The organism is Mycobacterium sp. SP-6446 (assembly GCF_001954045.1).
Lineage (GTDB): Bacteria > Actinomycetota > Actinomycetes > Mycobacteriales > Mycobacteriaceae > Mycobacterium.
Window position 1 is genome coordinate 1 of the sequence record NZ_MBEM01000073.1, and the last position, 11,976, is coordinate 11,976.

The 11,976-nt window shown below is 66.8% G+C and carries 11 protein-coding genes and 1 pseudogene; 4 read left to right on the plus strand and 8 right to left on the minus strand.

The features are described from left to right. Nucleotides 1–390, minus strand: a pseudogene (locus A5736_RS05895) (glycoside hydrolase family 6 protein); the annotation flags it as partial. A gap of 55 nt (nt 391–445) precedes the next feature. Here A5736_RS05895 and A5736_RS05900 point away from each other — a divergent pair. The 3 genes from A5736_RS05900 to A5736_RS05910 all read left to right on the plus strand — a co-directional run bounded on the left by A5736_RS05900 (nt 446) and on the right by A5736_RS05910 (nt 4,293). Further along, nucleotides 446–1,342, plus strand: coding sequence for a YgcG family protein (locus A5736_RS05900; protein ID WP_076245068.1), 897 nt, complete (start codon nt 446–448; stop codon nt 1,340–1,342). A gap of 120 nt (nt 1,343–1,462) precedes the next feature. Continuing rightward, nucleotides 1,463–3,967 carry a SpoIIE family protein phosphatase gene (locus A5736_RS05905; protein ID WP_076245070.1) on the plus strand — a complete coding sequence of 835 codons (2,505 nt, stop codon included), beginning with the start codon at nt 1,463–1,465 and terminating at the stop codon, nt 3,965–3,967. Then, nucleotides 3,967–4,293, plus strand: coding sequence for an STAS domain-containing protein (locus tag A5736_RS05910; RefSeq protein WP_076122389.1), 327 nt, complete (start codon nt 3,967–3,969; stop codon nt 4,291–4,293). The genes A5736_RS05905 and A5736_RS05910 overlap by 1 nt, the downstream gene beginning before the upstream one ends. Here the strand turns inward: A5736_RS05910 and A5736_RS05915 are convergent. The 7 genes from A5736_RS05915 to A5736_RS05945 form a co-directional block, all read right to left on the minus strand. Continuing rightward, nucleotides 4,235–4,942, minus strand: a complete 708-nt coding sequence (locus A5736_RS05915) for a Type 1 glutamine amidotransferase-like domain-containing protein (RefSeq protein ID WP_076245071.1) — start codon at nt 4,940–4,942, stop codon at nt 4,235–4,237. The two genes, A5736_RS05910 and A5736_RS05915, sit on opposite strands and share 59 nt — an antisense overlap. Next, on the minus strand, nt 4,939–5,640 hold the full coding sequence (locus A5736_RS26685) for a glycoside hydrolase (protein ID WP_254848297.1): 702 nt from the start codon (nt 5,638–5,640) through the stop codon (nt 4,939–4,941). The genes A5736_RS05915 and A5736_RS26685 overlap by 4 nt, the downstream gene beginning before the upstream one ends. A 57-nt stretch (nt 5,641–5,697) precedes the next feature. Then, complete coding sequence (locus tag A5736_RS05925) at nt 5,698–6,930, minus strand: hypothetical protein (protein ID WP_254848298.1); 1,233 nt, start codon at nt 6,928–6,930, stop codon at nt 5,698–5,700. A 43-nt stretch (nt 6,931–6,973) separates the two neighbouring features. Next, a complete protein-coding gene (locus tag A5736_RS05930) occupies nt 6,974–7,717 on the minus strand; it encodes an esterase (RefSeq protein WP_175611204.1) in 744 nt (247 codons plus the stop codon). An 11-nt stretch (nt 7,718–7,728) separates the two neighbouring features. Further along, nucleotides 7,729–8,628 (minus strand): NHL repeat-containing protein, encoded by a 900-nt coding sequence (locus tag A5736_RS05935; RefSeq protein ID WP_076245074.1) that lies wholly within the window; start codon nt 8,626–8,628, stop codon nt 7,729–7,731. 68 nt (nt 8,629–8,696) lie between these two features. Continuing rightward, nucleotides 8,697–9,344: a hypothetical protein gene (locus tag A5736_RS05940; RefSeq protein ID WP_083667195.1), complete on the minus strand. Its 648-nt coding sequence runs from the start codon at nt 9,342–9,344 to the stop codon at nt 8,697–8,699. Nucleotides 9,345–9,408: 64 nt separating this feature from the next. Further along, the gene (locus tag A5736_RS05945) at nt 9,409–10,590 is read right to left on the minus strand and encodes a hypothetical protein (protein ID WP_076245077.1); all 1,182 of its coding nucleotides are present in this window, start codon (nt 10,588–10,590) and stop codon (nt 9,409–9,411) included. Nucleotides 10,591–10,726: 136 nt separating this feature from the next. Between A5736_RS05945 and A5736_RS05950 the strand changes: the two genes are divergently transcribed. Then, nucleotides 10,727–11,976 (plus strand): serine/threonine-protein kinase (locus A5736_RS05950; protein WP_371328361.1); only part of this gene is annotated, 1,250 nt, incomplete at its 3' end.

Sequence of the window (11,976 nt, forward strand, 5' to 3'; positions counted from 1 at the left end):
CGCCATGCCACCCGCGGCGAAGCTGCCACAGTCGCGGTGCGGGATTCCATAGATCGCCAGCACCGGTATCGCGCCGGCGGCCGCCGCGTCACTGGTGTACTTGCCGACCGTCCCCGCGGACGGGCCCGGGACGATCCAGTACGCCTGCGGCGTGTTGGCGATGGCGGTCAACTCGGGACTCGGTGGGTCGGCATGCTGCGCGGCACGCATGGCCGCCGAGCCTGGATTGACGTAGAAGGGCATGCCGGCCAACGGATTGGCGTCATCAGCCAAGCGCACCGCCAGGGCGGGGCCGACGTGCACCGGGCTGGCTAGAAAACCGGCAACGGCCGCAATCGTCAGGAAGGGGGCGATCCACCGCGCGGCTGCAGCAGCAGCTGAGAACGTCACCCCAGGAAAATAGTGCATCTGAGCTTCTGTGCCGCCAGCGGGCTAAGTTACCCGTATGCGCCCTGTCCGCCTGTTTGGTGTAGTCCTGACGATCCTCACGGCGGGGCTGCTGCTGGCCGCTCCTGCTCAAGCCCAACCGCCGTCCAAGCTCACCGAGCACGTCACCGACAACACGGGGGCGTTGACGGACTCCAGTCGTCCGGCGGTCAGCTCGGCAATCGACCGGCTCTACCGCGATAAGCACCTCCAACTGTGGGTGGTCTACGTCGACAACTTCTCCAGGTTCAAGCCCGAAAACTGGGCCGACCGAACCCGCAGTGCCAGCGAGATGGGCGACCACGACGCCCTGCTGGCCGTGGCCACCAACTCCAAGGCGTACTGGTTAAGCGTGCCGCCGACGATGCAGGGCATCACAACCGACGAGTTAAACAGCCTGCGTAGCAACCAAATTGAACCAAGAGTGAACGCCAAAGACTGGGGCGGCGCTGCGGTCGCTGCGGCTGACGGGTTGAACAAATCGGCAAGCTCGTCACACCGGATCTGGCCGCTGATCGCGATGGGCGTGGCCGTGATCGTGCTCGTCGTCGTCATCGTGGTGCTTCTCTTGCTCTACCAACGCCACCGCCGACGGGCCCGCCGCGTCGACTCCCGCGATGTGCCCATTGAAGGGAGCGGTCAGCAGCAAGCGTTGTCCACCGCGGACGCCCGACTGCGCCAAATCTCCGACTACGTCGGCAGGCATCACGACAGCATCGGCGCCGAGGCGAAGGCCCGCTGCGAAGAGGCGAGACGGTATTTGGCGGCGGCGCACGGCAAAGAAGCAAGCGACGAAGCAATTGCCTACGCCAATCGCGCATCGACGCTGGCCGCTCAGGCGCAATCCCTCGCCAACGCCGACGTGCAGGCGGCGCACCGCACGCCGCGGCGGCGAGGCACCACCTCCACGCGCTGATCCCCTTTTGCCTTCCTTTTAACGCGGACCTCCTGACTAGCGCTCATCCGACCGATAAATTGTCTTCGTGAGCAGCGACCGGCGGCCCCCGCGTTCGCCTGGCAGGGCAGGCGCGAGCCGATGAGCCGCCCGGACGAGCTGGCCGCGGCGCTCGACCAGATGGAGCGACTGGTGCGCGCCATCGTGGAGATCGGTTCCGATCTGGACCTGAATGTGACGTTGCAGCGAATCGTCAACGCGGCGATGGAGCTGACCGGCGCCCGATATGGAGCGCTGGGCATACGCGCGTCCGACGGCGGACCCGTCTCCTTCGTCCGTGCGGGGCTCGATGAGGACACTGCGCGACAGCTCGACGGTCTGCAGGTAGGTGAGGGCCTACGTCTCGACGATCTGAGCGCTGATCCGCAGGGCGCCGGGCTGCACACACCTGGCGCGCCGCTGCGGGCATTCCTCGGAATACCAATCACCGTGCGGGGCGCTGACTTCGGGACCCTTTACCTTGCCGACGACCGGCCCGCCCACCTGTTCTCCGACGCGCAGGAGGCAGCCGTCCGGGCAATGGCCACCGCGGCGGCGGCCGCGATCGACAATGCGCGACTTTTCGAGCGAGAGCGCGAGTCGGCGAAATGGACGAAGGCCAGCCGCGAGATCACGACCGCGCTGCTATCCGGCGACCCGCAGACTGGGCCGTTGCAACTCATCGTGAACCTGGCGCTCGAGCTGGCCGCGGCCGAACAGGCCATTTTGCTGGTTCCGAGCGAGCCCGATCTGCCCGCCGAAGACGTCGACACCCTTGTCGTGGCCGCTACTGCGGGCCGGTACTCCGCGGAGGTGATTGGTCGGCAGGTTCCGATGGAAGGCTCCACCACGGGCGGTGTCGCGCGCCGTGGCCTGCCGCTGATCACTGACTCCTTCGAATATCCGATCGAGGGGTTCACCGATGTCGGTGACCGTTCGGCGATCGTCATACCGCTGATCGCGGACGATGCGGTGCTTGGCGTGATCGCGGTTGCACGAGGCCCGCGGCAGCCGCCATTCGGCACCGATTACCTCGAGTTGGTCAGTGACTTCGCCCGACACGCCGCTATCGCGTTGGCGCTGGCTGCAGGTCGCGAACACGCCCTCAACCAGGAACTCGCCCAAGCCGATAACGTCAATGACGCAGTGCAAGCGGCAGCCGAGGAACTGCGCCGCCTATGGCGGGCGCGCCGAGTCCTGGCTGTGACCTTTCCGGCCCACATCTCTGCTGCGGAAATCGATTCCGGCGCACCGGAATTGGTTTCGGTCGGCGAACCGACGCAGTGGGCCGATCTGCCGTCAGACACACGAGAGATGCTCAGCTCGATGCGGGACGGCGACCTACTCACTCCCCACACGACGAACCCCGGTGCGGCGGCCATCGCGCTGCAGCATCCCGAGGGCGTGCTCGTGGTCTGGATCGAGCTGACGGAGGAACGGCCGTTCACCCTCGAGGACCAGACCTTGCTAACCGTGCTGGCCGGCCGCCTGAGCCAGGGCCTGCAGCGGGTGCACCAAGTCGACCAGCAGCGCGAAACCGCGCTTGCCCTGCAACACGCAATCCTGGGCCCCGCTGATCTGCCGCGCGGGTTCGCGGTGCGCTATCAGGCCGCCACCCGACCTCTGCAAGTCGGCGGCGACTGGTATGACATCTTCGACCTCGAGGACGGCCGCATCGCGTTGATCGTCGGTGACTGTGTCGGCCACGGCCTCGGCGCGGCGACCGTCATGGGACAGGTGCGCAGCGCTTGCCGCGCGTTGCTGTTCGAAAACCCCAGCCCCGCGGCCGCCCTTGCGGGGCTAGATCGCTTCGCCGCCCGGCTTCCCGGCGCCAAATCCACGACCGCCGTCTGCGCAGTGCTCAACCCCGACACCGGTGAATTGGTGTACTCCACTGCCGGGCATCCGCCGCCGGTCGTGGTCCACGCCGACGGCACCACGCGGATGCTCGATGACGGCCACACCATCGCATTGGGCGTGCGACCCGACCGGCCCCGCCCCGAGGCCCTGGTGACCCTGCCGGCCCGCGCGACCCTGTTGCTCTACACCGACGGGCTGGTCGAACGTCGCCGTGTTCCCCTCGACGATGGCATCTCCCGCGCCGCCAGCTTCCTCGAGGAGGGCCGCGGTTCGCCTTTGGAGGACTTGGCGAACGAGATCATGTCCGGTCTCGCGCCAAGCGGCGGCTATCAGGACGACGTTGCCCTTTTGCTGTATCGCCAACCCGCCCCGCTGGAATTGAAGTTTCCCGCCGAAGCCAACAACCTCGCCTCATCCCGGAAAGCCTTGCGCACCTGGCTATCCCGAGCCCGGATAGGGCCGGATCAGGCTTTGAACGTGCTCATTGCCGCCGGAGAAGCCGTCGCCAATGCCATCGAGCATGGTCATCGCGACGATCCGGAGGGCACGATCAGCCTGGCCGCGATCGCGCTTGTCGACCAGCTGCTCGTGACGATCGCCGACACCGGCTCGTGGAAGCCGCCACAACCGGCCGCCAACCCCCATCGCGGCCGGGGTATCGCCCTCATGCGAGGGCTGATGCACGATGTCACCATCAACCTCGACACCGACGGAACCACAGTTCACCTATCCACGAGGATTACCTGATGCCCGCCTCGCTTACCCTCGACACCGCGCGCAACGACGACGGGAAACTCGTGCTGAGCGCGGCCGGTGAAATCGACCTGAGCAACATCGACGCATTCGACCAAGCCCTCGGCATCGCCATCACCGCGGCCGCGAACGACGGCGGAACTCTCACCGTCGACCTCACCGCCGTCGAATACTTGGACAGCGCCGCGGTCAACGCCTTATTCGCCCGGGCCGACCACATCCGCCTGATCGCTCATCCGGTCCTCATGCCCGTCCTGACGATCAGCGGTCTCGCCGAACTGGTCCCGATCGAATCCCCGCCGCCGGCAGCAGAGCGCTGACGCAGCGCGCGCCGTCGAAACGGAATTCATGTGCCGGACGCCGCAGCGGCTCGACGGTGGAATCCGGGTGCACGATGATCCCGCCGCCAGAGGGAATTCCCAGCCCGGTGCTCGCTCCCTGAAGCGAATGAATCGCCCGCGAAAGCCGCGCCCACTCGGCCCGCTCATCGTGCGTGTCGATAATCATCGGGACGAGTCCGAACACATCGAACAGCTCGATTGATTCGAGCGTCTCGACAATCCCGCAGCGCCCGAGTTGGACGGCGCCGGCCGAAATACCCACCAGGACAGCGCCATTGGCGTACCGGTTCAGGATCACGTCCTTCATGCCGGTTCTCTCGAACGTGTTCCAGCCAAGGCGCACATCACCGCCCGCGAGAACGATCAACTGCGCACCCGCCAGGAACGCGCGGTCGTCGGGGCCGAACGACGAATCGATCATCCGCCGCTCGGTGATTCCGATCGCATCCATTGCCGCCTCGAAGATCTCGTAGAACTCCGGTCGATCCCGGTTGGAGGCACCGATGTAGGCCGCGGGGAGCGGTGTGTGCGGCGCGAATCCGGCGAGGGCCGCCTCGAGGATCAAACGATCCTGCCGCTTCCAGAACAGCAGCTGACTGTCCGCCAGTAGATACAGGGGTTGGATCACGCGGGTGGCGTGGGCGTCATGGAGGCGATGTAGTAGGTCTCGTGCCCAGTCGGGTATCCGCCGCCGTTGGTGGCGATGTGCACGTGGTCGTAGTGGTTCGCGGTTTCCGATCCGTAGTCGGCCGTCCAGCTTCCCGCGCCGACGCCCGGGTAAATCTTCTGCCGCCAGATCACGTGGTTGATGCCCCATCGCTTGGCATTCGCCAGGGCATACCCCGCGATCTGGTTGCCGAGCTCGATGCCTTCCGGCGTGTGCGGGTTCGGGATCATCACGTCGATCGCCAACCCGTTGGGATGCCACGGCAACGGATCCTGCCGGTAGCCGTAGATGGTCTTGATCTCCGGAAACAGCACGCTGATGACGCGGGCCGCCCAGATGGTCTTGACCTGCAGCCTGTCCTCCGAAGCGACACCGGGGGACAGCGGGAACTGGAATTGCTGGGCGGTGGTGGGCGCGGTTGCCGCCAATGCGGCCAACTGTTCCGCCTCGGCCTGACTGGCGATGTGTGGGGCGCCGGGGGGCGCGGCCACCGGATCTTTCGGGGTCGCTGGCGGGGTCGCCGTCGGAGTTGCCGCCGGGGGCTGGACGTAGGACCGAGGCTTGGTGTCTTGGGCGTAGATCATCGCCGCGGCGACGACGAGCGAGGCCACGATTGCCAACCATCGGCCCCGGCCGTTGGCCAACACGTTCGTGCTCACCAGCAGCACTTTAGTGCCGGGTGCGGCGCGTGTGGCGATCTTTTGACGTTGACTCGGCTACTTTCGGCCGGGAAAAACGATCGCCTGAGTCACGCTGCCGCCGTTGACGGTCGGCCCGAGCAACGTGCTGAACGTGTTGGCCGCCGGGTCGTAGGCCAGCAGCGAAGTGCCGGGACCGCAGCCGGCCGTGGCCACGAGTACCAGCTTGTCGCCACTCACGCCATTGACGATCACACTGTTGGACACGCCGGGCACCTTCACCCGTGTGGCGTGCCCGTCGGACGTCAGTCGGGACAGAAAAACGGTGCCGCATCCGCCAATTGACTGCGTGAACGTGCCGCTGGGCAACTGCCACGCGTCGGTGTCGCCGAGGTCGCCGCTGAATCCGGGATCATTGCCGCCTCCCGAGTTGACCGCTGTCAGCGCGGTCGGCGCCGTGCCGTCGACGGGCACCTGCCAGAGCTGAATCGTGTGTGAAAAACGGTTGTCGTCGCTGCAACGCGCGAGAACCACCGTCGAGGTCCACCACCGAACCGGCGAGCACGTGGTGAGGTTGCCGGGTACCGGCAACTGTTTCCCGGGCGTCCCGTCGCTGCCCATCAGGGCAAGGCCTTTCGACGAGCCGAGGACGAGCTGCGCGCCGTCGGGCGTAGGGAGGGCGCCTCCCCGGTAGTCCTGCCCCAACGGATACGTCAGCTCGCGGTTGCCGGCGAGGTCGACGCGCTCGAGCGACGGCCGAGCAGGGAAGTGGCCCTTGCCAATCAGCATCGCCGTGCCGTCCGGGCGCGCGTAGCCGATGGGTCCCCCGTCGACGACGGAGAAGGTGGTCTGCTTGCCGTCGCGAAGGTCAACGGCAATCGCCGTGTGGTCCTGCAACGACCCGGGTTTGAACGCGGAGACGAGGACATGGCTACCGTCAGCCGACCAGTCGACCAATCGGGCCGTGGAGCCGGCCGGGAACGTGGTGATCGGGTAGCGCCCACCGGCCGGGTCGACCAAATACAGCGTCGTCGTGACCGTGGCCGGGTCGGGCTCGTCGGGGGCACCTTTCTCGCCGGGGCGATGGCTGATGGCCGGGCTCCACAACGCGAGCATCCAGCCGGGGCCGACCTGCGACCACGGGATGGTTCCGATCGCGGCCTCGACACCATGGGCCGCCGGCTGTGTCTCCGCCGCCGGTCTGTGTGCCGCAATCGAACCGGACGACAGCGAGCACCCAGCGGCCAGTGCCGTCGCCACCGCGACGACGCCGACTCGGGCGCGCCACCTCGTGACACGTCGGGATCGCACTCGAACATCCTTGTGGCTCACGATGATTGGTTTCCTTTCCAGATCAGGACAGCATTGATGCGAGTTCGATGCGCGGCACCGCGACTTTGTGTGGACCCGCGTGGTCCATCACCACTTGGTTTTGGCCGAAGAAGAAAATCACTGTCTCGTCGGTTATCGCGAAGTTGCGGTATGTCGTCTCGTCGAGGTCGGCGGACGGCGCGTCTAATTCGGCCCGGACGATCGGGTTGAGCACATCCATCGGCTTTGTCCCGGGCTTGAACAACGTGTCGAACGTGATGGGGACGTGCTTGACCAAGTCGAAGTTGAACGCCCGGAACGTCGTATCCGGGTGGCCCTCGTTGGCGGCGCCGGTGTCGTTGTCGATTTCGAGCACCAGGCTCTGGGTGCGCGCGTCCGGTTTTTCCGAACGGTAGGCCTTAGCCCTGACGAAATACTGATACGGCCGGTGACGCCCGTCGCGCGGTCCGAACCGGGCGACCCAATCGATGAACTCGTCGCGATCCCGCTTCAGGAATGCGGCCACCGCCGGCATCTCCGGGTAGTCGAGGGGAAAGGTCATCTCGATCTTGGACGTCGATGTGTTGCTCCGCACGCGGCAGATGTTGTCGGGGCCGACGTCGCCGTTGAGCTCGGCGCACGCGGACTGCCCCTGCGCGGCAGGCGATGTGGCTACCGTCGTCGACGCGGCCTGATGCGTGACGCTCGATGTGCCGCAACCCGCCGCCCCGGCGATCGACGCCGTCGCCGCGATGGCGATGGCAATGCGACGCAACATGATTTTCATGGCTGTGTCCATCACCGGGCCGGCAGCTCGAGGATGCGGAAGTGCAGGCCGTCGTTGAGGTACACGTTGCCCTTGCTGTCGACCGCCACGCTGCAGGGGTCCTTGAGGTCGGTGAACGGCAACGTGGTTGGGCCGCTCGCGCCCGCGTCCAGCTTCAGCACGCGGTCTGTCCCGAGGTCGACGACATAGACGTTGCCGCGTCTGTCGACCGCCACACGGGTAGGCAGTTTGAGGTCGCCGAACGGCAGCACGGTTGGGTCCCCGGCGCCGGGCGCCAGCTTGAGCACCCGCTTGCCGTCGGAGTCGACGACGTAGACGTTGCCATCGATGTCGACCGTCACCCCCTCGGGGTGAATGCCGTTGAATGGCAAGGTGGTCGGGCTCGCGGACCCCGGTGCCAGCCTCAGCACCCGATTGTTGGTCGAGTCGCTGACATATACGTTGCCCGCGGTGTCCACCGCTACGCCGGCGATCACGTCGAGGTCGGTGAAGGGCAGCACGGCGGGGGTCATGGTCCCGGGGGTCAATTTCAGCACCCGCTTGTGGAAATCATCGGTGACGTAGAGGTTGCCGGCCGCGTCCACCGCCGCATCGAGGGTCCGGCCTAGGCCTATGTACGGCAACGGCTCTGGGTTACGCGTGCCCGCAGCCATCTTCCATACGTGGCCGAAGTACAGGTCGAGCGCGTACACGTTGTCCGCGCCGTCCACCGCCACGCCGGCGAGGTGGTTGATCGACCTGCCGAACGGCAGCTCGATTTGCGGGGCATAGGTCACGGGGTGCGGCGGCTGGATAGCGCTCGGCGCGATATGCATCGCGGGCGCGCCCGCGATGGTCGTGGCGCGCCCCGCGGTTGACAGTGCCGCCGTGGCGATCCCGACCGCCAGGGCTAAGGCGATTCGTTTCCTCATGCGTATCAGGCTGCGGCGGAGGCCTTGCGCGATTCTTGCGTCGGCCTTGTGCCGGGTCCGCGGTGCCATCAGTAGGGGGCCCTAACGCCGTCCCGCTGCATGGTCATGTCGCCGCAGCTGATCCCGCCTGCCGTGCTCCATACGGGGTCTTGAACCGAAGTTGCGGTGACGGTGTCCGAGCGGCCAATCGTCGCCATCGCGCCGTTCAGGTCAATTTCGGTGCGGCGCACCGTCAAGAGTGGGTTGTGCTGGTCGTCGTGCTGTTGTAGCAGCCCGACGAGGCGACGCCCTTCGCCGAGGTCGCTGCATCCGATGCCGTCGCCGTTGCCCCGGCGGTGTCCGAGATCGAATCGGAAGGGCTCGCCCCGTTGATCGACAACCGGGGAGATGGCGCAGCCGGACACCGCATACAGGATCGCCTCGCGGCCGGTGTCGACGATGATCTGGTGGTTGCCATCCTGTTGGGCGTCGATCAGTAGCGCGGAGCGCTGCAGGGGGCTGGGGCTATGAATCTGCGCCTCGCCGTAGCCCCGGGCGGTGACGATGCCGACGACCGTGTCGCTGATCCACAGCGTGGCGGGCTCGCCGTAAGCAGCGCTGACGTCCTTGCTCGTCGCACCGGGTGGCGGCCTACCCGGCCCGCACTTCGTGTCCGCGATGGCGGGCGGCGCGGTGGCGATGCCGAACGATGCCGCCGCGGTAACGAGGAGCGTCACGGTGTTGATTAAGGTGCGGCTCGTAAGCTGTTGGTGGCGTTCAGTTTTGGGCATGTTGTGCGCCTCACTTCTGGCCCGGATAGGGCACTGCACTTACGACCCCACCGCCGTTGACTGACGGCCCCAGCAGCACGGTCGAGGTGCCGGTCGCGGGGTTGTAGTCGATGAGTGCCTGACCGCTCCCGCACCCGGCCCTGGCTTTGAGGTCGAGGTCGCCGCCATTGACACCGACCACGACGACGCTGTCGTCCTTCACCTCGGGCACCGAGACCTTCGATGTGGTGCCGTCGCCGTTGAGCTTGGCGAGGAAAACGACGCCGCACGCGCCCGCCGCCTGTACGAACGTTCCTGTCGGAAGCTGCCATGCGTTCAAGTCGCCGTAGTCGGGGCCCTGGTGCCCGTCGTTCGGCGCCGTCAGGGCCGTCGGCGCTCCGCCGTCGATCGGCACCAGCCATAGCTGGGACGTGGTGGAGGTACCGCAGCGGGCAAGCGCGATCGTCGAGCCCGCGTCCCACCACCGCAGCGGTGTGCAGTCCCGCTGCCCGGCGATCGTGACTGCTTGGCCGGCGACCCCGTCGTTGCCCATGACGGCCAGACCGGAGTGCGTGCCCAGCACCAGCCGCGTGCCGTCCGCGGTGGCCAGGTACGAGGTGAAATCCTCGCCCAGCGGGTACGTCAGCTGGTGGTTACCCGCGAGGTCGACGCGTTCGAGCGACCCTGGTCCCGAGCCCTTCCGTCTGGACACCAGCACCGCCTTGCCGTCGGGCCGCGTGTAGCGAGGGGAGCCGCCGTTCTCCGTGGTGAAGGTGGTCTTCGCGCCGGTGCGCAGGTCGACCTCCGTGACGACCGTTCGGCCCTTTTCCGTTGCAGAGAACAGGGCGCGGGTCCCGTCGCCCGACCAGTCGTCCAACGTCGGCCCGCCACCCTTGCCCGGCGGCGGGAAGGTCGTGATGGGGTATCGGCCACCGGCCGGATCAACCAAATACAGCGTCGTGCTGGCGGTCTCCCAGGTTGGTGACCCGGGGGGAGGTTTCTCGCCGGTGTGCAAGCCGGGAACCGGGCTCCACACCGCGAGCATCCAACCCGGGCCCACCTGCGACCAGGGGACGGCCGAGAGCGGGGCCTCGACGCCGTGGGCTGCCATCGTCGGGGCGGGTTCGGCGTGCGCGGCCGGCGCGACGGCGATTGTCGCCGCAGCGGTCGCTATTGCCATCAGCGCGGACATCGCGCGGGACGTGATGGTCATATCGGACTCCTCAGAAACGTGTCCGGGGTCTTGTTGCCCGGTCACGTAGAGGCTGCGGCGGACGCCTTGCGTGTTTCTTGCGCGAACCTTTTGCTGAGGGGAGATACTGCGTCGTACGACGACCAAGGAGATGGCGGTGGATTCGCGCGTCGGCACGACGTTCGGCAAGTACAACATCACGCGCCTGCTCGGCAAGGGCGGCGGTGGAGTGGTGTACGAGGCCTACGACACCGGCAAAGGGCGAACGGTCGCGCTGAAAGTGCTCGCCGACGAGTTTTCGACCAACGAAACGTTTCGGACACGGTTCCAGCGCGAGTCCCAGGCGGCGGCAATGCTGCAAGAGCCGCACGTCATACCAATTCACGACTGGGGTGAGATCGACGGCAGTCTCTACATCGACATGCGGATGGTGCAGGGGCAGACGCTTCTCGATCTGATCGCGCAGGGGCCGCTGGCGCCCGCACGGGCGGTCGGCATCATCAGTCAGGTCGCCGCTGCCCTGGATGCGGCACACGCCGAGGGATTGATCCATCGAGACGTCAAGCCACAGAACATCATCGTCACCCCCGCGGATTTCGTGTATCTCGTCGACTTCGGAATCGCTCAGACCAAAGGCGATCCGCGACTCACGACGGTGGGAACTCAGATCGGCACGCTGAATTACATGGCGCCCGAACGGTTTAACGAGAAGGCGACCACTCCAAGTGTCGACGTGTACTCGCTAGCGTGCGTGTTGTACGAGTCGCTGACCGGAGAAGCCCCGTTCGCCGGTGAGAGTCTTGAGCATCTGGTGGCGGCCCACCTCGCCGTGCCGCCCCCGCGACCGAGCGTGACGACTGGGCAGGTTCCCGCCGCGCTTGACGAAGTCGTTGCGCGCGGCATGGCCAAGCGCCCCGACGACCGGTATGCGACGGCGGGCAGCCTCGCCCGTGCTGCGCAGCGTGCCGTGGGGATCTCGTCAGCCGACGCGGACAGCACTCGACCTTTCACGGCGGGTGCGCCTCCCCAGCGCGATTCGAGCAAGCGCGGCCGCCGGTGGGTGCGGCCGACCGCGATCGCTGTCGGCGCGGTGCTGGTTCTCGCGGCCGTTGGGGTGGTCATCGGGCTCATCGTCTATGAGCCGAGCGGGCAGCGGGAGAGCCCGACCGCGCGTACTGCGTTGCCGCCGCTGCTGACCGGACCCGACCTGAGCAGCTTGCATCAGTCCTGCGACCAGGGCTTCTCCTTGCCCACCGGCACGGGATTCGGCACTCATGCCGGGCGGGGAACCCCCGAAACGTCATGCCTTTTCACCAACAGCGTGCTGACCTCGTATTGGGCCGAGTACGGCAACGCCAGCCCGCTACCGCGGGCCGTCTCGGCGCCGGGGGCCGTTGACTGCAAGAC